A 22,504-nucleotide genomic window follows, 5' to 3' on the forward strand; every position below is an offset into this window, starting at 1 on the left:
ATGGACATATTTAACAGCATAAATGGACACACCAAGCTTGGCAATTTACCTATACTATTTCTGACATAAAAAAAGACAATTACGAGAAGCACAGCACATGGAAATAGCACAGTCATTACAACAAACTAAGTCATCCTACATTCGAGAGATCCTCGCAGCAGCGAGCGATAAGAACGTCATTTCTCTTGCGGGTGGCTTACCGGACGAAAAAACCTTCCCGATCGACTTAATGAAACCGACGCTCGAAAACCTCGCGAACATGCCAGAGGTGTTTCAATATGGCGCAACAGCAGGCTACGCACCACTACTTAACTTTTTGACCGATTATTACCAGCTGCCAGAATCTCATTTGGCGATGATCACAACGGGTTCTCAGCAAGGGCTAGATTTGATTGCGCGTGCGTACGTGGATCCGGGCGATAAAGTGGTGATGGAAGCACCAAGCTACCTTGGTGCTATGCAAGTATTCGGTTTAGTGCAAGCCAACATCGTGACCGTTTCGCAAACCGAGTGTGGCCCAAACCTTGAAGAACTCGAGCAATGCTTTGCCACGCAGCAACCAAAAATGTTCTACGCCGTACCTGATTTTCACAACCCAACGGGCGTATGCTGGGCGCTAGAGACTCGCCAAAAAGTTGCCGAGCTTTGTATCCAATACGACGTGGCATTCATTGAAGACGCACCATACCGCGAGCTGCGTTTTTCTGGTGAAGCACTACCGCTGGTTTCGGATTTCTGCCCGCAGCACTCCATCGTGTTGCGTTCATTCTCCAAAATCGCCTCTCCAGGCTTGCGTATTGGTGTGGTAACGGGCAAACGCAGTTACCTTGAGCCACTCATCAAAATCAAACAAGGTGCCGATCTGCACTCTAGTATTCCTATGCAAGCTTTGCTGCATGGTCTACTGCAACATGACAACTTCGAAACGCACATTTCAACCATCTGTGCGCTTTACAAATCGCGTTACGATGTCATGTTTGCTGAGCTGCAAAAACAGCTGCCAGAAAGTTGCGTACTCAAACCTGTCGATGGTGGCATGTTTGTATGGGTCGAAATTCCAGAATGCGACACCTTCGAACTTGCGAAGACCCTTCTTGCAAACTGGGTTGCTGTGGTGCCAAGCCCGGTATTTTATCCGGAAGGTTCAAAGGTAAAAGCCGCTCTGCGTCTTAACTTTACCAATGCCACACCAGAAGAACTGACGACTGCTGTCACTCGACTTGCGGATGTACTCAACGCTTTGTAATTGAGCGCATACGTTAGAATCTGCCTTTGAGATTCGAAAAAGTCTCAAAGGCAGCATCAAAAAAGTTCCCCAAAAAATTTTATATTTTCTCTCAAATCAACTCTCTACAGTAAGTACCTGTTTTCTCTTGATCCTCTCACTCATATAAAATGAGAACCTAATCACGTATTTGATGGTTAGAAAAGTTACGTCTATCTTTCAAACAAAAGACATCAACTTCGCAGCATTAATGTTCTCAATTTCAGACACTTTACTCAGTCGTGGCTTAGCGATTGAGTAAACGACTAGAAAGCATCTGCGGGCATACCCACTACGAAGGATTGACCAGAACCATTCTGAATGTCGCGAGCCAGTCTTTTGATTGGCAATTACGTCAGTGAATCGCACCAAATGACAGAGGGGTTATCAGGATGAACACTCGAACCACGACAGGACTCGTCACCACTGGCTGGTCCGTTATCTTTTCACTTTTTACCGCATTCGCCGCGTATGCGAATACGTCTCCAAACTGTAGTGATGTTTTAGCGGGCAACACAACTGCCGTATCGCAAAAAATGATGGTTTTACTGGGCGAAGACATCACTAAATCCAACCGCATCACCACGGTGATTCCAGCCAAAAACAATCCATTTGTGACCGAAGCACTGGTCTCGGTTTCCAACGACGTGTCACCCAATGGACGTTTGCCACAAAAGACATTGGAAGAGATCAGAAAAGTACGCTCAGATTTAGAAAAAGCCGCACAGGAAGTGAGCCGATTACAAGGTACTTTTGAAGTCGCATTTGTTAGCTTGATTGATGGTTACTGCCAGTTCTCGAACCACGAACTTACTCAGCATGCCAAAATCGACTTTGACCATTTGGAAGGTCTCACGTTGTATTCAATCCCCGCTTTGTTAGCAATGGTGGATCAATCCTACGCCATGGCAGAAAATAGAATTGCTAGCGAGCAGGAACAGTTAAGCAACATTGAGAAAGAACAACAGAGACAGAAACAGCAAGCCAGTGCTGCCGCAGCAGCGCGTTACCAAGACGGTAACGTGTTGGTGAAAGTCGAGAATTTTGATGGCTCTAATGTGACGTTTTCCGTGACTAACGTCGGTTCACAAGGTTCATTACAGCCAAACTTCAACACGTTTAATGCCTATCGCACCGAAAGCGGAGAGCTAGTGTATAAATCGGAGTCTTTGTTGAACTTAGCTGATACTGCGGGTAACACGCTTGAAACCATGGGGATCGCAGAGCTCTCATCACGAGGGGGAAACAACTTGTCAATCTCTCCGGGTGAAACCCGAAAATTCGTCACCAGTATCGCTTCAGAAGTCGCACCACACGCACAGTTAAGCTTGGAGTTCCCAGCCAAAGTATTAAATACCGAACAAGACTTCACGCTGTCGTTTTCTGACACGACGGCTGTGGCTACAGCGAATGTAAATTAGCTGAAAAGTGCTCATCACAACGCGCACAGACGTAAACTTGTTGTTTGGCAGCAAGATCAAAGACAGGCACATTTCGCCTGTCTTTGCTTTCGGAAAAGTAAAATTATCACTGTTTGCACTTATAAGCATTAGCAAACATAGTAACCGATGTGGAGAAGTCCAACGGCTCATATAAATACAATGTATCTGCGCCCAAATCTGCCGCTTTGATGCGCATTTGGTTTAACGTACCCCAAACCATGTCTTTATCTGCGTGCAGCCAATAATCATAAAAGTGCCCTTCCGAGCCAATTACCGTTCCCATTAGCTCGCAGTTTTCAATCGCATTCACGTTGTCCCAAAGCACTTGGACTTGCTCAGATTCTTGGGTCGGGAACGTCACACATCCCGTCAATGATGCCGCTAACGCAAGACACATCACTCGCTTTTTCATAGTCATATCGCCTAAAAATTATTTAGATGGCGGATTTTATGAATTGCTTATGTGATGACCAACAAAATATTTCTATCGCCCCTTTAAATAGAAATAATGGAAGCGAAGAAAACTCTAAAGGCAGCGTATACCGCTAGTAATCACATGGCATCTAAGATAAAACAGTAGCGATAATATACGGATGAGGGATAGAGTTTGGTTTCTAAAAATAAGCTAATTCGCTATACGGCTACGGAAGTCGCTGATGCATTTGAAAAAGAAGATGAGCTCATTAAACAAGTTCAGTCCAACCAACTCTCGCAAGTGCTATTACTTTGGCAAGTAAAAAGCCCGACGCTCGTGCTTCCCGCGGGTAAAAAGTGGCCTATTTCTAACGAGTTAGAACATGCGTTAAATGCGTCTGGCTGGAAACTCTTTTCTCGTAAAACTGGCGGTGCCCCCGTCCCTCAAGTACCGGGTATTATTAATCTATCACACATCTATCACTGGCCAGACGGTGAGCCTTACGACATCAAGAAAGCGTATCTCGATTTGTGTGCGATTTTGACAGTTTTCTTTGAGCAACTGGGCGTGAAAGTAGATGTCCATGCTACGCCTTATTCCTACTGCGATGGCGAGTACAACCTCAACATTGGCGGGCAAAAAGTCGTAGGAACCGCTCAGCGCGTTTTACTGAAAAAAGGCGGCGGACAAATGGTGTTGTCACAAGCATGCATTCTGATTGATACCGACGTCGAAAAGATTGTCGAACCAGTACGATTATGTAGTCAGCTTTGTGGTCACAGCGATGATATTCGTGGTGATGTCCACACACCGCTCTTCCATCATATATCCGACCGTCCATCGGTAGATTCACTCTTTCAACAACTAACGAGTGCATTTTTAACGCACGCTAAGGCTGAGTAGTTATAAGGAGCAAGCCTCACTCTTGCTCCGAGCCGCTTCTAGCTATTGGTTGTAGTCATGTCGTTCGCTGCCTTTGTCCGAAAAGTATTCGATAAACTCAAACTGCATGCCGTGATAGCGATGCAAGCATGCTCATCACCAACGTAAAACCATTCAATCGATCGGCCAAACCAGGTATCAATTTTGTCTGCCAAAAATAAATGAGATCCAGTTCAAATATTTATCCACAACAGAATTAGTTGAAGCCAGCGCGTAAAAGCCTCAGAATGTCGCACTTTTCGTACCGATTTGTTTTCGGCGCGTTGTTATCTAACTCTACAATTGAGAATCATACATATGGGTTTTACCTCTTTAGGTCTATCTGCTCCAATCCTTAAAGCTATTCAAGAAAAAGGCTACGACACCCCTTCGCCAATTCAGGCAAAAGCAATTCCTGCTATTTTGGAAGGGAAAGACGTAATGGCAGCAGCGCAGACTGGTACAGGTAAAACTGCAGGCTTTACGCTACCGATTCTTGAGCGTTTATCGAACGGCCCGCGCGTTCGTGCTAACCAAGTTCGCGCACTTATCCTAACGCCAACACGTGAACTTGCAGCTCAGGTGCAAGAAAACGTGTTTATGTACGGCCGTCACCTTCCACTAAGCAGTGCAGTTGTTTTTGGTGGTGTGAAGATCAACCCGCAAATGCAGCGTCTTCGCAAAGGTGCGGATGTGTTGGTCGCGACACCAGGCCGCCTGATGGATTTGTACAACCAAAATGCGGTCAAATTCGACCAACTAGAAGTGCTAGTACTGGATGAAGCAGACCGCATGCTGGATATGGGCTTTATCCGCGACATTCGCAAAATCCTAGCCCTGCTACCAAAACAACGTCAGAACCTACTTTTCTCGGCGACTTTCTCGGATGAAATCCGCGACCTTGCGAAAGGCTTGGTGAACAACCCGGTTGAGATTTCAGTGAACCCGGCAAACTCGACGGCGAGAACGGTTGAGCAAAGCATCTACCCAGCAGACGTGAAGAAGAAAGCTCCGATGTTGGTTAAATTGATCAAAGACGGCGATTGGAAGCAAGTGCTGGTGTTTACGAAAACGAAACACGGCGCAAACCGCCTGGCGAAGTTCCTTATAGAACAAAACCTACCTGCTGCTGCCATCCACGGCAACAAGAGCCAAGGCGCACGTACCAAAGCACTGGCGGATTTTAAATCGGGTGAAATTCGTGTGTTGGTCGCGACGGACATTGCTGCGCGCGGTATCGATATTCCTCAATTACCACAAGTGGTGAACTTTGAGCTACCTAAAGTGGCAGAAGACTACGTTCACCGTATTGGTCGTACTGGCCGCGCGGGCGAAGTAGGTAAAGCGATTTCACTTGTATGTGCGCTAGAAGCATCTGAGTTGTTTGCGATTGAACGTTTGATTAAAGAAGTGCTACCACGTAAAGAGTTGGAAGGTTTTGCGCCAACCAATGTGGTACCAGAATCTAAACTGGATACTCGACCAATCAAACCAAAAAAACCTAAGAAGCCGAAAAAACCAAAAGCGCCAAATGCTGCGGGTGAAAACGCTCCAGCAACCGAAAAGAAAGCAGGCAATGGTGCAAACAAACCTAAACGTCGCTTCAACGGTGGTAACAACGGCAACAAAAACAGCACCAATCAAGGTGGTGCGGGCAAGCCTAAAGGCAACAGTGAAGGCCAAGGTCGTACAAACAGTAAACCAGATGACCGTAAACCTAACGGCAACAAGCCAAATGGCAATAAACCGAATGGAAATAAACCAAACGGTAGTAAGAGTGGCAACGCTGGTAAACCGTCAGGTAACCGCAAGCCAAACAATGCTAAGCCTGCAGGAAACAAACCATCAGGTCAGCGCCGTAAACCTCGTCCGCAGGCGGCAAACTAATCTGTAAACGGCCTCCGATAGCAAATACAACAAAGCCGCTGATAATCTCAGCGGCTTTGTTTTTCTTAGAACACAGCTTTGTTAAAACAGCCTACATTAAAGGTGTGATTCGAATATCTGCGATTTGCGCTTCGTTCTTTTCACCCTCAATACCACCAGCGTAGATGTAGGTTTCATTCGATGTGAGGTAACTCATATTGAAGTGGTCCTTCAGCGCGATCTGATAGGTTTTCTCCTGCTCCAACGCCACTTCAATTGGCGTTGAGTAACGCATACCTTGGTTTTCACCAATATGGCCCATCTGCAAGTAACCTTGACCAACCACTTTACCTGCATCATCCAATACCTCTAACAATTTCACGGTGTTCGTGATGCCGGTATTAAGTTGTCCTAGGTTATTGTTGTACCAAGCATCGAACTGGTAAGTGCCCGTTACAGGAGCTGTAAACGACTCTGCACCTTTTACGATGCCACTGTCTTTGCTCACCGTAACCACTGAGACATTGTCTTTGAGTGGCTGATATTCGCCATCAAGTTTGATGCGGATCTCTTCACCGACACAAGCCGGTTGGCTTGGGTTAGAACGGAAGCCTTTATCGTTAATGCTTTCAGCCAAATAACAAGCAAAACCTGTTGGCGTATCGGAATAAGATTGAGCAATCACGTTCTTTTGAATCAGCTCGCCATTGCGATACAAGTTCACGTTGTACTTGCTCGTCACGTCAATCGAAACCGAATTATCAACGCTTTTTACTACCAGTTTTGGCTCTTGCGGAGAATAAACGCGGCTGTCTTCACTCACATACGGTTTCACACCAGAAACTAAAGTAATGCTGCTATCTACATTCACAAGCGCGCCCAGTGTCACGTGGAAATGCCCCTCTTCGTCCATCGTGACATTTTCAACTGGGTAGTAGCCTGTTTCATCTTTGCTTACTTCAGGCAAATCAATGGTTACCGAATAGTTCTTTCCTTTAAAGGCAAAGTTTTCCAACGTGATTTGTTCAGACTGAGCCAACAAGTTATTGCGCACCCAACTTGTGATAAACGGCTTCACTTCCAACTTACCTGTTTCGGTATGGATGCCGAATAGGGTCTCTACCACCATGTTCAAGTAGCCACCCACAGACCAAAGCTGACGCTGAGAGTTAATCACTGGGCCATCCAAGCTCGGAGCTTCGCCATGATCACTATGGATGATGAATGACTTACCAGAAAGCCACTCTAAGTTTTCCATGTTGGATAAATTGGTTGCCGTACCACGAACCAACGATTGAATGGCATTGTTCGCTGCTGCCACGTTTTGTGTTTGATGCGCGGCGCGCAAGCTGTACGCGGTAACAAATGGCCAAATTGCGCGGTTATGGTACACAGGCACGTCTGGTTGTTGAGGGAAATAAACCGGCACGCCAAACTCACTGTGTGGGTAATTGGCCATGATTTGTTTCGCCTGCGCATCACTTGCCACGCCACTGATGATCGCCAACGCTTCACCCAACATGTCGTATTTGTCGACCGCGATGTCTTTGCCATTATCAAACAAATAACTTACGTACATACCGCGTTCGGCATTCCAAAACTGCTCGTTGATAGCGGTTTTTAACTGCTCAGCCCACTCGGTGTATTTGACCGCGTTGGTTGAATCGTACTTCTCTGCCAACTTAGCCGCGAGCTGAATCGCGCGGTAGTGAACCACGTTTGTCGATAACGCTTTGCTGCTCCCAATCGCATTGACATCGTTTGGCGTCCACGTTGAGTAAGTTTGCTCACGCCAATCGAGGAAGGATTGTTCGCCAGTGTATAAACCGGATTTAGAATCAAAAGCCGCCAGGCGATCGGCTTCAAGTGTATTACTGATCGCTTTATATGCGCGCTCTGCAAACTGGTTGTACTCTTCCCCATCCAATGCCGAAAGTAAGCGTTCTGCACCAAGCGCCCAAGTCGTGCGGTCAGTACTGATTGGCCAGCTACCGCCAGTGCCCGTGTCTTGCACAATCTGCTCGCCATCGTATTGCTGATCGGTCGTGTCGCGGAAAGCGGACAATTTGAAATTCAAACCATTTTGCACGCGAGTTGGATTCATCAATGCAAGCGAAAGGTCTGCTGCGTACGCCAAATCACGCGTCCACACGTAATGCCACTTCGCGCCCGTCTCAAAAACTTCCGCTTTGATTGGGTTGTTGTAGTTGTAATTGCCGTCTTTGATTTCAGAAACGGCAAGCTGGTCTAGCTCTTTCATCGTCAACGCAAACAACGCGTCAAACGCGACATCACCCGACACCACTCGCGGCCCTGTTTGCTCATTAATCACTAAGCCTTGGTCGAGCGCATCACGCAATTCTGTCGTCGTTGAAATACCAAATTCACGCAGCTCAGCTTTAGGATCTTTCACCGAGAAAATCACGGTATCACTCGAGTCATCGTAATTGGCGAACAGTTTCACTTCTTTGCTCTGATGTCCTTCATGCACCATTGCAGGGTCGAGAATCGCATCAGAGTAGTATTTTTCCGCTTCTTCTTGCGTTGCTTTCGTCACAGTCATTGTCGCGCGACTTTCATCGGCAAAGCTCACAGAAAACTTGTAATACCCTTTGTCTTCAAACGTGATCTCAGAGTTGCAATCATCGTTCATACACGCTTCATTTGTGTCTGGTTTTGGCAGGTACTCCTGAGCTTTATCGAACGCCGCGGGCTCCTCAAAATAGGTGTATTGGATCTGCCAACCCGGATCAGCAATCTTGAACTGATTGCTACCTCGAGCGACGCGCAGTACGGTTTCGTACTCGTTATTACCCAAATAGTTTAGCTTGGCATGCTCTGCCGTGCCCCAATCCCCATTTAAACCACGTAAATATAAGTCGGCTGAAATAATTGGTTTGTCGACCTGCACAGGCGCATCAGAGGAATCTGACCCACACCCAGCAAGACCAATACAAGACGCGACAGCAAGCGCAATAAAACTCGGTTTCATGTTCATCCCTTAGATTGTTGTTTTGGCGATAGTCTAAAGAACACCCTTTTGATGGGAAAATAGGAAGTCAGGAGCGAGCTATAGATAACATCTATACGTCAAACCCCAACAGTGATGTAGATCTATGAAATGCGCATAATTTCAATCAAATGAGATTACAGATTTGTGATTTATAAATGAAATTGTGCAAAATACCCCTCGTTCTTAGAGGGGAAAGAAAATGGACAAATCTCTGCAGCAATTTTTACTGGTTGCACGCTGCCAAAGCATCAGTGCTGCGGCAAGAATGGCAGGGTTAAGCCAGCCAACGGTAACAAGCAATTTAAAGAAGCTGGAAGAGAATCTCGGCGTGACGCTGTTTGAGCGTCATCCTAATGGCATGGTGTTGACCGAATACGGACGCATCCTCTATCGCCATAGCAACGCGATGCAGCATGAATACAACCAAATGATGCAAAGCATTGATGAACGGAAACAGTACCAAGTCGGAAAAATTAAAATGGGTACTGGCGATGCGTGGTGGCCGCTGTTCGTCAAACAAGCACTCAATGAACATCTGACCAAGCAGCCATCGGCATCTACGCACGTCGAATTTGGCAACCACTTAGGCTTGATGGATTCATTAATCAACGAACAGATTGAATTTTTCATCGGCCACGAGATTGTCGGCTTGTCGTCTAAATGCGATGTTACGTTTATTCCACTATTTCAAACGGTTGATGCCTATTTTGTTTCCCCAAGCCACCCACTTTTAGGGAAAACCGTCACCGAAGAGATGCTGCACGAATACCCCGCTCTTTCGGTCACTTATGACGCTAAGAAATTCGCTCACGTCATCGATAACCCAATCCCGAAACAAAATGAACGCGAAAGGCAGCAACTGGATGACAGACCGACTTACGAAGTGGATTCTCTGCTCGCCAGCATTGATGTACTGAAAGAAAGCGTCGCGGTGATGTCTTATACTCGCCATCTGCAACCGTATTTGGAATCCTTTGGCTTACGATGCTTAACCATGGAAAACGAACCAAACCCTGGCACCGTCGGGATTTATCGCCACCGCCGAGAAACCTCGGAATCGCATCTAGATCTGATTGCTGGTATCACTCAGCGCGCTAAATTGCTCAACTAGAAAGTCCAAAAACAGGCGAACTCTTTTCGGTTGATATTGGCGGCTCTGATAAATGACATGCAGATCCGCTTCAGCGCCTTGCGAAAAGGCGCTGAAGTTTTTCATATACCCATCCAAAACCGTTACTAAACGTTGTTGTTTTAGGTCTTGCTGAATATCTAAAATCGATTTCAACGCAATCCCCGCCCCCTCCAACGCCCATTGTCGAATCACTTCACCATCATCAGAAAAGCGCTTTGGCGTAACCGTGATCGTTTGGTGAGACTCTTCATCTTTAAAGTGCCACGTTTTTAATTCTTCATTGCTGCGCACCATGGCTAAGCAGCGATGATCCGCGAGATCTTGAGGACAGTTGGGGACACCTTGCTTCGCCAAATAATCAGGTGACGCGCACAGCACGCGTTGACTCGACACCAGCTTGCGCGAAATGAGATTGCTATCCGCTAACTCGCCGTAACGAATCACCAAATCGAGCCCCGATTCAGCCAAATTCGATAAATTGTCATTAAGATAAAGATAAGGCGTCACATCCGGATATCGCTCAGAAAAAGCCGACACCATCGGCGAAATAATTTGTTTGCCAATATCTCGTGGAGCTGAAATTTTCAACGTTCCGCGCACTTCCGAAATACCCGTTTGCAGCAAGTTTTCCGTCTCTTTCACGCTATCAATGATGTTCAGACAAGCTTGATAGTACATTGCCCCGGCGTCCGTGAGTGATACGTGGCGTGTGCTTCGGTTGAGCAGCTTTACGCCATAGCGTTCTTCTATCGCTTGCAGTCTTGCCGTTACCGTAGCCGGAGATAAACCTAACTCCCTTCCCGCCGCTGCCAGACCTTGATGTTTAACGATGCTGACAAACAACGTCATATCCGAAAACTTATCCACCTTCGCGCCCTTATTATTTGGAAAAACTGAATAATCAATTCAGATATAACCCAATTATCAAATTAAGTCGAATCCATATACTGACCCTATCGACATTGTTTAGACCCAGAACGTTATGTGACAGGGCAAAGTTAAACGCCGTAACGCTGTTCAACGCACAACAACACGCCCTGCCCAGCCAGAGATAGGAAACAAAAAATGAAACTGTACATTTATGAACATTGCCCCTTTAGCGCCCGCGTCCGTTTTGTCGCAGGCATGCTGAATATTCAGCTCGACGTCATCAACATTGCTTATGACGACGAGAGCACCACCACAAACATCATCGGCGCAAAACAAGTTCCTCTTTTGATCAAAGACGATGGTGAAGCGATGGCGGAAAGCTTAGACATCATCAACTACTTCCTTGAATTGGCATCTTCCAATGAAAGCAGCCAACCCTCAGCACCGGTTTTAGACTGGCAAAAGCAAGCGTTTTTACCGCTACAAAAAGTCGGATATCCGCGTTGGTCAAACATGACGTTACCGGAATTTGCAACAGAAACCGCTAAACAAGCATGGCGTGCAAAAAAAGAAACCGAAGCGTTAAATTTTGAAGCCTTGATTAACGATACACCTGCGATTGCGAAAGAAATCGCCGCTTTGATAGAACAAACCAAACCCTTGCTCAACCTAAGTTCAGAAAAGCAAACGTCACTGGTTGATCAAGCCATTATGTTTTCCATTCTACGCGGCTTTTTCAGTGCGTCCGAAGTGCAATGGGATCCAGCCGTACTTCACTGGATGGCAACCGCTCGTAAAGCGACCAACGTGCCAGTACTTATCTGAGGAGCGCAACATGAAACAAAGACCAAATAAGCTGTTTGAACCAGCTCAACTGAAAGCGTTGTCACTACAAAACCGTATTGTCATGGCACCAATGACTCGCGCACGTACCACTCAGCCGGGCAACATCCCGAATGAGATGATGGCAACGTATTATCAACAGCGCGCTTCTGCCGGACTGATCATTTCCGAAGCCACACAAATTTCGGACGATTCTCAAGGCTACTCGTTCACCCCTGGCATTTACACCGATGCGCAAGTGGCGGGCTGGCAGGGTGTGACCCAAGCGGTCAAATCACAAGGCGCAGCGATGTTTTGTCAGCTATGGCATGTGGGCAGAGTGTCTCACCCAACATTCCAAAATGGTGAACAGCCTATCGCGCCATCTGCGCTCGCTCCGGTAGAGACGCAAGTTTGGATTGCGGATGAACAAGGCAACGGCAATATGGTCGATTGTGTTGAGCCACGCGCCATGACACAAGCGGATATCAACCGAGTTGTCGGTGATTTCGCGAACGCAGCCAAACGCGCCATTGAATCGGGTTTTGATGGTGTAGAAATCCACGGCGGGAATGGGTATCTGATCGATCAGTTCTTAAGAACCAACTCAAACCATCGAACAGACAACTACGGCGGTTCACGAGAAAATCGTATCCGTTTTCTTATCGAAGTAGTGGATGCAGTTATCGCCGCTGTCGGTGCGCATCGAGTTGGAGTGAGATTGGCACCATTCATTACGTTTAAAGATATGGACTGCCCAGATATCGTGCCAACAATCTTGGAAGCATCAAAACAGCTACAGGAGCGCGACATTGCCTACTTGCACTTGTCCGAGGCCGATTGGGCTGATGCACCAACGATTCCTGAGGCGTTTCGAATCGAACTTAGAAAGCGCTTTCGCAACGCTATCATTGTCGCAGGTCGCTACAATCCTCAACGAGCAAACGAAGTGTTAGAGAAAGGCTACGCGGATCTTGTCGCATTCGGACGACCATTCGTAGCAAACCCAGACTTGGTCTCTCGATTGCAACATCACCATCCGTTGGCAGAACTCGATGGCTCAACGTTGTTTGGCGGAAACGAACGAGGCTACACCGATTACCCTGCTCTGCAACAGGAATGCGCAGAACAGGCCTAACAAAAAAAGCCCCAACCTAGCTGCTACGGTTGGGGCTGTCACCAAACTAAAATTGGTTTTAGCTAGCTTAATCTGGCTAAGAGTTAAATCACTTCTAACGCGCCGCGGCGCCAAGGTTCGATAACGACTTTGATGTGGTCATTTGGCGTCATTAACTGTCTAAACGCATCTTCCACACCATCGATTCCCACTTTGGCGGTGAGCATTTTCTGCCAAGGCAACTTATGTTCGGCAATCGCTTGTAGGCATTGCTCAAACTCGTGCGGTTGGTAGTAGTAAGAGAATCTCAAATCGAGCTCTTTTACCGTAGCGTACGCGTAGTTAATGATTGCGGGTGTCGTATGGATACCCGAGATGACGATTCGCGCTCGGGCAGGAGCGCGGCGCATAAAATCGTCAATCAAGGTATGCTTGCCCACACACTCATAAATGACCAGACGTGAGTTCATCGCGTACTGCTCACCAACGGCGATCTCGTCTTCCTTGGTCGGGTTGATCAATCGATTTGCGCCAAACTCGCTAGCAAGTTGCAGCTTCTCTTCCTGAAGGTCGACCGCAAGAATATTGCTCACACCGCGTTGTTTCAGTGCAGCAATCACCGCCAGCCCTATAGGGCCGCAACCGACAACCAGCGCTGTGTCTTCCGTTTCGATTTCACTGCGATTGACCGCGTGCAAACCGACCGCCAGTGGTTCGGTCAATGCCGCCGCCTCGGACGGCATTTCGTCGGGCACTGGCAGTAGGAGAGCTTCATCAAGTAGGAAATACTCAGAGTAAGCGCCGTAAGTACCCGGAGTGACACCAACGCCTGCGCCATTTTGGCTGAGCAACATCGGCACAGAGGTGACTCGGCTACCGACAGGCAACGTTTGCTGCGTATCGGCACCGTATTCGACAATTTCCGCACAGAATTCATGTCCCAACATCACTTGAGCGTGCTCACCTACTTCATCAGGCATCAACCCGAGCTGGTAGAATACATCAAACACCTCATCCGCGTGTCGAGTAATATGTAGGTCGGAGCCACAAATCCCACAGGCGAGACTACGAACCAACACTTGTCCCGCTGCGGGTTTGGGGATTTCGACTTGCTTCAGGCGGACACTACCATCCTGCATTACGATACTGTTCATCTGTTGCATGGGGTTACTCCGCTAGCTCATCACTCAGGGCAGCAATCGCACCCGGTTTGATATAGCGCGCAGTGAAGCCTTGCGCTTTGGCAGCGGCAACCACCACTTGCTCAATCCAACCTGCATCCATGATGTTGATAAAGTTACCCTCTTCGTCAAAGTTAATGTTCGCACCTTGGATCACCATAAAGCCATCTGCGCCACCCGACTCTTCTGGACAGTGAAAGGTATGAATCGAACCGCCCGGCTCATATAAGTAGCTACCAGCGGTTTGGACTTGGTCTGGATACTCGATGTAGTGCCACGCGCCACTCAGTGTATAGAAATGCACCACACCAGTATGGAAGTGCTTAGGCAGAGTCACGCCCGGTTTGAACTTGGCGCGAATCACCCACGTACCATTTTCTGGGTCAAGAAACAGCGGGTAAACATCAACACCCGGTAGCGCGTCTTTAATGATCGACTCTTCATTAGTATTAAGAGTTAATAGGAAATCTTGATGCTGAATAACTTCTGGTAATGACATAACTTACATCCTCACTATTGCTGTAATTTGGCGTGCTCGTCTATTCCATCTATCCCATGAGCGGGTACTTAAAATTCTCGAAACCGTCAGATGCGCTAATGGTGCAGCCGTTGATACAGTTGGCTTTCTCGCTGACAAGAAACGCTACCACGTTGGCAATCTCTTCTGGTTGCGTGAAGTTTTGGCGCATCTGTTCTTTGCGGATGTGGTTCCACAAGCCGATCTCTTCGTATTGCCTTAACATCGGAGTATCGACACGTCCCGGAGCGACGGCACACACACGAATATCCAGAGGCGCTAACTCTAGAGCGGCGCATTTGGTCATCATATCGACTGCGGCTTTACTGACGTTGTAGGTAAACGTCATCTCGGAGGCCATTTGGGCGTAAACGGAAGAGGTATTGAGGATCACGCCCGGTGTCCCTTGCGCTTGGAATTGTCGTCCAGCGGCGAGAATGCCATAGTAAACGCCGTTTTGGTTGACTTTAGAGATAGGCTCAAAGTCGGCGATAGGATCATGTTCAAGCAGAGGTTTCGGTGCGCCGATACCTGCATTGTTGACCATGATGTCAAGTGAGCCAAATTGTTCGACCGCGTACCTCACCATGGCTTCGACTTGTTGGTAATCGGTGACGTCCGCAACAAAGGTTTCCAACTGCTTAGAGCCAAAACTTGCGTACATTTGCAGTGATTGATCTGAAATATCGACAGCAAGCACTTTGGCTCCTTGCTCTCTTAGCTTTGCAATAATAGCTTGCCCAATTCCACCCGCAGCGCCAGTCACGATGGCAGTTTTATTGATAAGTTCCATACAGCTTCTCATCCATGCGTTGTTGTTATCGAAATGTAACTTAGATCAACTCACTGGCACTCACTTGACCCTTTACGAAGTAAATTTGATATATTGCGATTTACAACCTGTTAACATTTAAAAATCGAGACATGTATATCGTACGAAGTGGCGCTGCCGATAAATTTGATAGCTTGGTTTCAGAATTAGGTCAGAATCCGCAAGAGATAATGGCCGCTGTTGGCCTGTCTGCCGCGCAGTTTCGCGATCCCGATACCTATCTCGCCTACCCTAGGTTGGCTGAATTACTGGAAGAAGCGGCTGCTCGTTGTAAGCAACCGTTGTTTGGTGCGTTACTCGCCGAGCGCCAAAACCTGCAAAGTTTAGGCGATTTGCCGATGCTGGTTTCTCGTGCTGAAACGGTCGGTGATGCATTGGCGCGGGTGAATGATTATCTCTATTTGCATTCGTCAGGCGTTACTCTCAACATGACGCCACAAGATGATTGGGTACGATTGTCGCTCAATATTGATGTGAATAGTGACCGCGGTATTGCGCAGTTGATGCAGCTAAGTGTGTCACACTTAGCCATGTTTATCGCCAGTTTGCTCGATATTGAAGCAAGCCACTTCGCGCTACATTTGACTCAACACGCAACATTGGAAGTAGAGCAAAGCAAGTTTGCCCAACAGAACAAACTGCGTTTTGGTGATAAGTTTGACGGTGTATTGCTCAAAGCCAACCTGCTCAACGCTAAGAATCACCAAGACGAAGACGCACTGGATCGCCACTTTCAACAGCACCTCAAGTATTTGCAAACCCGCTATCCTAACAATCTGAGTGATCAAGCAGCGAATATGATTGGTCGTTTGTTGTCGACCGGAGAATGCAGCGTGGAGCGCGTTGCAAGAGCATTAGACCTGCATCCGAGAATGCTGCAAAACAAGTTGAAACAGCAGGAAACAAGTTATCGACAGTTGTTACAACAAGTACGACAGGATTTCGCCGAGCAGCGTTTAAGTGAGAATATTCAGAGTATTACCGATATCGCATTGCAACTGGGCTATGCAGAAACTGCGGTATTCAGCCGCCACTTTCGCAGTTGGACAGGAAAGTCGCCCAGCCAATGGAGACTGGAGAACAGGATAAGTTGAACAGTTTGAGAGCATAGATAAAAAGCCGCTGATATTCAGCGGCTTTGAGCGTTTAGTCGATACTATCGAAACGCTAGATCACGTAAGAAAAGTGAAATCGAAGGGAAGAAAATCAGCATCACGGAGACCAAAAGCAAGATGAACACAAACGGTGGCGTGCCGCGAATCACTTCCACATAAGGGCGTTTAAACACGGCAATCGCGGTAAAGATATCGCAGCCAAACGGTGGTGTTGCAGAACCTATCGCAGCTTGCAAGGTCACGATGGTGCCGACCAGTACTGGGTCAATGCCAGAGGACTTAATCACAGGTGCAAAGATAGGGATCAAAATCAGCATCACTACGATTGGATCAACGAACATACAACCAATAAAGAACGCAATTGAAATAACGACCAGTAACTCGGTCTGCGAAAGATCATTAATCCCGATCATACCCAACAATTCTTGCGGGATCTGGGCAAATGAAATTACCCAAGAAAAAGCAGCCCCTGCTGCGACTAAGATAAATACCACCGCGGTAACCATGCCCGTAGAAAGCGCGATTTCGCCAAGCTCCTTCCATTTCACTTTACGGAAGATAACCATTTCTAATAACACAGCGTACAACACCGAAACCGACGCCGCTTCGGTAGGGCTAAATACTCCAGCATAAATACCGCCAACAGTAATGATCGGAAAACCAAATGGTAAAACCGCTTTACGTATTGTGGTCCAACGTTCTTTCCAGCTGGCTCGCGGGGCATTTTCTACAGAGCTTTTACCTGCATAAAAATAACAGTAGGCAGAAAACATCAATAAAATCACGATCGCCGGTCCAATACCAGCAATAAACAGCTCAGCAACCGATGTTCCAGACACCACACCATAGATGATCATACCGATACTCGGTGGAATAAGGAGCGCTAAGTCAGAGGCGTTAATAATCAAAGCCAGAGCAAAACTGTCTTTGTAACCATACTCCAACATTTTCGGTCGCATAATAGAGCCAACAGAAACAACGGTGGCTTGTGTAGACCCCGATACCGCACCAAACATCGCACAGCTAAGCGATGAGGTGATCGCCAGACCGCCACGAACGTGCCCAACAAACGCCATTGCGACATCTAGCAAGCGCGTTGCTGCGACGCCTCGGGTAATAATTTCTGCCGCGAGAATAAACATCGGTACTGCGATCAACGCAGCGGGTTTGATGCCAGCAAGCATTTGCTGGATCATAAAATCTGGCCCCAAGCCAAGAAAAACAATAAATCCCAACATGGTCGCCGCTAATAGCGGTACCAACATCGGAAAGCCAAAAGCCAACAACGTGATCATCGTTGCAACAAGAGCGGTCGTCATAGCGCTTTCTCCTGCTTAGTGGCAGAGCCGATGCCATCTGGTCGAGATGAGCGTGAAAGCTTTGTCAGCGTTATGAAACGTTTGATATGGCGACCACCCACACGCGCGAACTGAACCGTGCTAAAGAAAAGGCCAATCGGTGCGATTAAGTACACCCAACTCAAAGGTACTTGCATTGCAGGAGAAAGACGCCCCATTTGGCTCACCTTGCCAATGTATTGCCACGAATACCAAGTTAGCACCGCCACCAATGCGGCGGTGAGTAAATAAATAATGCCGTTGGCTAAAGTTTGTATACGCTTTGGAAGCATATCGGTAAATGCCGTCATACGGATATGGCGAGATTGGCGGGCAGCATAACTGCAACCAATAAACGTGACGGCGATAATGAGGAAATAATTGAGTTCTTCTGAAAAGTAGATGCTTTGGCTAAAGAGGTAGCGCCCTAACACGTTAGCAATTGAGTTCAACGCAATAAGAAGCACCGAGCCAATGAGCAGTGCCGCCTCCGATTTCTGTATATATTTATCTAGCCACTGAAAAATCCCTTTCATCCGCGCTGCTCCTGATCAACAAAAATGTTAATGAAACGTTATCTTTTTCATGACAATCAAGTCAATCAGGTGAATAAGAAAGATTTTCTGAACTTGGCGCTTTCGCAGAAAAAATTGGTCAGAGCATACTGCTCAGACCAAAAAGTGAGAGGTTGGAGGGTTTGTATCGAGAATTTCTGCAATCACAGATAACCCATGCTTAATGTAGCCTCGATTAGTCTCTGCTCCCAAACTGATTCGCACGTAAGGCATTGGCTGATTAGTATCGAGAACAAAAGGTTTATACCCCGTGATCTGCACCCCAGAACGCTTAGCCGAAGCGACCAGATCATCACTGCTCCACTGCTCGGGTAACCTCAACCAAATGTGCTGACCATTCGGGTGTGAGCTATAAACATGCCCTTCTAAAGTGGCTTTTGCTATTCGCTGGCGCTTGGCAAATTCATTGACTTGAAATCGAATAAGTCGATTTAATGTACCGTTCTCGATCCACAAATGAGCGACTTCAAACGGTAGCGGGGTCGCAGACCAACTCGTCGCAGCTAAACGGCCAATCGCATGCTGCAAAAAATGACGTGGGACCGTTAAATAGCCCGTACGCATACCTGGCGCTACGACTTTGGTTAAACTGGTGACATAAAAAGCCTGCTCGGGTAACAGTGCAGCGAGAGGTGGGACACGATTGGGCTCTAGTGCCCCATACACGTCATCTTCAATCACGTAGATATCATACTGTTTCGCAATATTTGCTATCGCCTCTCGGCGCACAATATCCATATGCGCACTATTCGGATTGGCCATGCTCGGTGTGCAACACAGCGCCTTGATTGGTTTGTGTTTACATGCCCATTCAAATGCATCCGGCGTGATACCAAACTCATCCATCTCAAGCGGCTGTAACTTAAATCCAAGCATTCTCGAGCGAGAGATCAAGCCATGATCGACTAAGTGGCCACAAGCGACTAAATCACCGTGTTCAACAACGGTGCTTAAAGCCAAGGTCAAGCCATGGCATGCACCATTTGTGAGTAATATTTGATCGGTACCAACGTCTAACCCTTGGCTACTGAGAAATCGCGCTCCGGACTCAATATGATGAGGCTGACCTGTTACTGGCTTTGCTTTACTGATCAAACTGCGATTGTTTGTTTGCCCAGCAATTTCCATTAACGCCTGATTAAAAAGCGTAATGTGGCGATCGGTTACTACCGGATGAGCGATCGACATATCAATTTCATCCGGCGTTTCTTTCATCTCTTGCGTCAGCATGAACTCCGTGTCCGTGCTTTCATCCACAAAGCCTGATTTTACAAACGTACCGTTTCCCACCCAAGACTCGAGCGCACCTTTTTTCTCTGCATAACCATATGCATGACTGACGGTTTGTACGCTCACGCCAATTTGCTCCGCAAACTCACGATGTGTGGGTAGTCGAGTACCGGGTTTTAGGTAACCACTGCGGACACATTCGACAAGATAATTGCCAATGGAGATGTACTTAGCGGTGCCTGGGCGAATGATCGGGTTCAAAGAAATTGTCATGACACAATATTTTAATTGATTCATTTTTAATGCTCATTGTAACTTCAATTTAACAAATGGCGAGTTTTTAGCCATCAAATGCGGTGTAATGCACAAAAATGAGCCACAATTGTAATGATTGACATGAGAAATATAGATTCAACAAACATGTTAAATGGCATCGTTTAATCCAAACCCAGCCGCAGTGGTGAGTTGCAATAGTTTTTAAACGCAGGTCTGGCTGACCTGGTGGAAGGTAGAAATACCTCAACGTCTCCGAAGGCCCATAAGGCGTCGGATTTTTAACAAGGAGAAAATATGAGAGGCGTTGCTTTGCATTTTACACTGGATGAATTCCAGGACCGATTAACAAAAGTTCGGCAGTCGATGGAAGAACGAGAGTTGGATGTCCTTATCATTCACGATCCTTCTAACATGGCATGGCTGACTGGTTATGACGGTTGGTCTTTTTATGTCCCACAATGTGTCGTTGTAGGATCATCTGGCGAGCCTGTTTGGTTTGGGCGCTGCCAAGATGCCAATGGGGCATACAGAACTGCGTATATGTCGGCAGAAAATATCACCTACTACCCAGACCATTATGTAATGAATCCACCATTACACCCAATGGATTTTCTGGTAGAAGCGGTACTCGCCCCGCGTCTTTGGGATCGCGGCCGTATCGGGGTGGAAAAAGATAACTATTACTTTAGTGCCACCGCTTACGAGTCACTCACCACGCACTTGCCGAATGCTCAACTTCTCGATGCAACCGGGCTAGTCAATTGGTGTCGCGCCGTTAAATCTGATCAAGAACTAGCTTATATGTACCGCGCAGCTCGCATTGTTGAAAACATGCATCGCGTCGCGTTCGATATGATCGAGCCAGGATTGCCGAAACATCACCTTGTCGCCGAGATTAACCGCCAAGCAGTACTTGGGCATGAAGATCACTTTGGCGATTACACCGCGATCGTACCGCTTTTGCCATCTGGTTCTGATGCTTCTGCACCTCACCTAACGTGGGACGATAGACCTTTCAAAAAAGGCGAAGGTACTTTTTTCGAAATCGCTGGCGCGCATCGCCGTTACCATTGCCCACTCTCTCGCACTATTTTTCTTGGAGAACCGGACGACAAATTCAAACGTGCAGATGAAGCATTAACTTTAGGTCTCGAAGCAGGCTTAGAAGTCGCAAGACCAGGCAATACTTGCGCCGACATCGCCAACGCATTGAACCAAGTCCTCGATAAAGCAGGATTCTCACGTGAAGGCGCCCGCTGTGGTTACCCAATTGGTCTGAGCTACCCTCCTGATTGGGGCGAACGAACCATGAGCTTGCGAGACACCGATAAAACCGTATTAAAAGAAGGCATGACATTCCACTTTATGCCGGGGCTATGGTTTGAAGATTGGGGGTTAGAAACCACCGAAAGCATTGTGATCACCCGTGATGGTGCAAAAACACTGTGTGATTTTCCACGCCACTTATTTGTTAAACACTAATTTTTCAAACCGTAAGTTCTGTTGAACTAGGCTTAAGAACAAAAAGGACTCGATATGCAAAAGAACTCGATCACAGCCACCGTAGACTTTGACCGAGAAGGCGTGCAGCACGGCTTTTTAGCGCTGCCCTATTCCCATGATGACTCCGCTTGGGGAAGCATCATGATACCTATCACCGTGATAAAAAATGGTCACGGGCCAACGGCGCTGCTTACTGGCGGTAATCATGGTGATGAATACGAAGGTATTACCAGCCTGCTTAAATTGGCAAACTCGCTTCAAGCAGAGCAAATCCAAGGTCGCGTCATTATTGTGCCAATGATGAACTTACCTGCGGTACAAAATGCCTCGCGCACATCGTCTATCGATAAAGGGAATTTAAATCGCAGCTTTCCCGGAAACCCTGTAGGCTCAGTGACCGAAAAAATCGCGGATTACTTTACTCGTTACTTAGTACCCATGTGCGATTTTGCGTTAGACATTCATTCAGGTGGTAAAACGTTAGACATCGTGCCTTTCGCCGCAGCCCATCGCCTCGACAACCTCGATCAAGAAGAAGCATGCATCTTAGGTGCAAAGCTGTTTGGCGCACCTTACACCATGATCTTGCTCGAAATGGACGCCACCAGCCTGTACGACACCGCAGTGGAATCTCAAGGCAAAATTTTCGTCACCACAGAGCTCAGAGGTGGCGGAACCAGCACTCCAGAAACCATCGCTTATGCCGACCGTGGTATTCGTAACTTCTTGCGTTTTTCGGGCAACTTATCAGGTGATTACGAAAAACCAACCCTGCCAACTAGGTTGCTTGATATGCCCGATGCAAGTTGCTACGTGCAAAGCCAGCACAACGGTATCACCGAATACTTATTTGAGCTTGGCGATACCATCAAACAAGACGATGTACTGGCAAGAATCTATTCAACCGAGCGTACAGGGAGCGACCCTATCGAATACAAAGCGCAGCGCAGTGGGATTTTTGCTGCACGTCGTTTCCCAGCCATGGTCAACATTGGTGACACGGTCGCCGTAATTGCCGAAGACTGTGGCGAATTAAACTAACTCTTATTAGGGCGTATTGACCTTTCGCGGTTAAA

19 protein-coding genes are annotated in these 22,504 nt (G+C 47.3%); 10 read left to right on the top strand and 9 right to left on the bottom strand.

Annotated elements, in window-relative coordinates; all coding sequences use genetic code 11:
• Positions 1-97 precede the first annotated feature (97 nt).
• Positions 98-1,246, top strand: coding sequence for a PLP-dependent aminotransferase family protein (locus FKN08_RS11310; RefSeq protein ID WP_170892141.1), 1,149 nt, complete (start codon positions 98-100; stop codon positions 1,244-1,246).
• A gap of 410 nt (positions 1,247-1,656) precedes the next feature.
• Complete coding sequence (locus FKN08_RS11315; RefSeq protein ID WP_164665440.1) at positions 1,657-2,685, top strand: hypothetical protein; 1,029 nt, start codon at positions 1,657-1,659, stop codon at positions 2,683-2,685.
• 106 nt (positions 2,686-2,791) lie between these two features.
• Here FKN08_RS11315 and FKN08_RS11320 read toward each other — a convergent pair whose 3' ends face one another.
• Positions 2,792-3,118 carry a DUF4156 domain-containing protein gene (locus FKN08_RS11320; protein ID WP_025592803.1) on the bottom strand — a complete coding sequence of 109 codons (327 nt, stop codon included), beginning with the start codon at positions 3,116-3,118 and terminating at the stop codon, positions 2,792-2,794.
• A gap of 195 nt (positions 3,119-3,313) precedes the next feature.
• On the opposite strand from FKN08_RS11320, the gene FKN08_RS11325 reads away from it, so the two are divergent.
• Together FKN08_RS11325 and FKN08_RS11330 are read left to right on the top strand one after the other, a co-directional pair.
• Positions 3,314-4,024: a lipoate--protein ligase gene (locus FKN08_RS11325; protein ID WP_170892142.1), complete on the top strand. Its 711-nt coding sequence runs from the start codon at positions 3,314-3,316 to the stop codon at positions 4,022-4,024.
• A gap of 336 nt (positions 4,025-4,360) precedes the next feature.
• Positions 4,361-5,929 (top strand): DEAD/DEAH box helicase, encoded by a 1,569-nt coding sequence (locus tag FKN08_RS11330; protein ID WP_170892143.1) that lies wholly within the window; start codon positions 4,361-4,363, stop codon positions 5,927-5,929.
• A 91-nt stretch (positions 5,930-6,020) separates the two neighbouring features.
• Here the strand turns inward: FKN08_RS11330 and FKN08_RS11335 are convergent, their stop codons facing one another.
• Positions 6,021-8,900, bottom strand: coding sequence for an amylo-alpha-1,6-glucosidase (locus tag FKN08_RS11335; protein ID WP_170892144.1), 2,880 nt, complete (start codon positions 8,898-8,900; stop codon positions 6,021-6,023).
• A gap of 220 nt (positions 8,901-9,120) precedes the next feature.
• On the opposite strand from FKN08_RS11335, the gene FKN08_RS11340 reads away from it, so the two are divergent.
• On the top strand, positions 9,121-10,032 hold the full coding sequence (locus tag FKN08_RS11340; protein ID WP_170892145.1) for a LysR family transcriptional regulator: 912 nt from the start codon (positions 9,121-9,123) through the stop codon (positions 10,030-10,032).
• On the opposite strand, the gene FKN08_RS11345 is transcribed toward FKN08_RS11340, so the two are convergent.
• Positions 9,985-10,920: a LysR family transcriptional regulator gene (locus FKN08_RS11345; protein ID WP_170892146.1), complete on the bottom strand. Its 936-nt coding sequence runs from the start codon at positions 10,918-10,920 to the stop codon at positions 9,985-9,987. The genes FKN08_RS11340 and FKN08_RS11345 overlap by 48 nt on opposite strands.
• Positions 10,921-11,118: 198 nt before the next feature.
• Here FKN08_RS11345 and grxB point away from each other — a divergent pair, with 198 nt between their 5' ends.
• Both grxB and FKN08_RS11355 read left to right on the top strand, forming a co-directional pair.
• A complete protein-coding gene (gene grxB / locus FKN08_RS11350) occupies positions 11,119-11,748 on the top strand; it encodes a glutaredoxin 2 (RefSeq protein WP_170892147.1) in 630 nt (209 codons plus the stop codon).
• 10 nt (positions 11,749-11,758) lie between these two features.
• Entirely contained in the window at positions 11,759-12,883 is a 1,125-nt protein-coding gene (locus FKN08_RS11355) for an alkene reductase (protein ID WP_170892148.1), read from the top strand.
• Between the two features lie 83 nt (positions 12,884-12,966).
• Here FKN08_RS11355 and FKN08_RS11360 read toward each other — a convergent pair whose 3' ends face one another.
• The 3 genes from FKN08_RS11360 to FKN08_RS11370 are packed head-to-tail and all read right to left on the bottom strand — an operon-like array spanning position 12,967 to position 15,353.
• On the bottom strand, positions 12,967-14,025 hold the full coding sequence (locus FKN08_RS11360; RefSeq protein WP_170892149.1) for a zinc-binding dehydrogenase: 1,059 nt from the start codon (positions 14,023-14,025) through the stop codon (positions 12,967-12,969).
• Between the two features lie 4 nt (positions 14,026-14,029).
• Positions 14,030-14,542 carry a 2,4'-dihydroxyacetophenone dioxygenase family protein gene (locus FKN08_RS11365; RefSeq protein ID WP_053809405.1) on the bottom strand — a complete coding sequence of 171 codons (513 nt, stop codon included), beginning with the start codon at positions 14,540-14,542 and terminating at the stop codon, positions 14,030-14,032.
• A gap of 49 nt (positions 14,543-14,591) precedes the next feature.
• Positions 14,592-15,353: an SDR family oxidoreductase gene (locus FKN08_RS11370; RefSeq protein ID WP_170892150.1), complete on the bottom strand. Its 762-nt coding sequence runs from the start codon at positions 15,351-15,353 to the stop codon at positions 14,592-14,594.
• Between the two features lie 131 nt (positions 15,354-15,484).
• Between FKN08_RS11370 and FKN08_RS11375 the strand changes: the two genes are divergently transcribed.
• Positions 15,485-16,486: an AraC family transcriptional regulator gene (locus FKN08_RS11375; RefSeq protein ID WP_170892151.1), complete on the top strand. Its 1,002-nt coding sequence runs from the start codon at positions 15,485-15,487 to the stop codon at positions 16,484-16,486.
• A gap of 62 nt (positions 16,487-16,548) precedes the next feature.
• Here the strand turns inward: FKN08_RS11375 and FKN08_RS11380 are convergent, their stop codons facing one another.
• The 3 genes from FKN08_RS11380 to FKN08_RS11390 all read right to left on the bottom strand — a co-directional run bounded on the left by FKN08_RS11380 (position 16,549) and on the right by FKN08_RS11390 (position 19,946).
• Complete coding sequence (locus FKN08_RS11380) at positions 16,549-17,826, bottom strand: TRAP transporter large permease (protein WP_005392736.1); 1,278 nt, start codon at positions 17,824-17,826, stop codon at positions 16,549-16,551.
• Positions 17,823-18,380, bottom strand: a complete 558-nt coding sequence (locus FKN08_RS11385; RefSeq protein WP_170892152.1) for a TRAP transporter small permease — start codon at positions 18,378-18,380, stop codon at positions 17,823-17,825. Before FKN08_RS11385 ends, FKN08_RS11380 begins: the two co-directional genes overlap by 4 nt.
• 132 nt (positions 18,381-18,512) lie before the next feature.
• The gene (locus tag FKN08_RS11390) at positions 18,513-19,946 is read right to left on the bottom strand and encodes a PLP-dependent aminotransferase family protein (protein ID WP_170892153.1); all 1,434 of its coding nucleotides are present in this window, start codon (positions 19,944-19,946) and stop codon (positions 18,513-18,515) included.
• Between the two features lie 273 nt (positions 19,947-20,219).
• Here FKN08_RS11390 and doeA point away from each other — a divergent pair, with 273 nt between their 5' ends.
• Complete coding sequence (doeA, locus tag FKN08_RS11395; RefSeq protein ID WP_005392731.1) at positions 20,220-21,407, top strand: ectoine hydrolase DoeA; 1,188 nt, start codon at positions 20,220-20,222, stop codon at positions 21,405-21,407.
• 54 nt (positions 21,408-21,461) lie between these two features.
• Positions 21,462-22,469, top strand: coding sequence for a N(2)-acetyl-L-2,4-diaminobutanoate deacetylase DoeB (doeB, locus tag FKN08_RS11400; protein WP_170892154.1), 1,008 nt, complete (start codon positions 21,462-21,464; stop codon positions 22,467-22,469).
• The last annotated feature ends 35 nt before the right edge of the window (positions 22,470-22,504 follow it).

Source organism: Vibrio sp. 1-2 (7-a), assembly GCF_013048515.1.
GTDB lineage: Bacteria > Pseudomonadota > Gammaproteobacteria > Enterobacterales > Vibrionaceae > Vibrio > Vibrio diabolicus.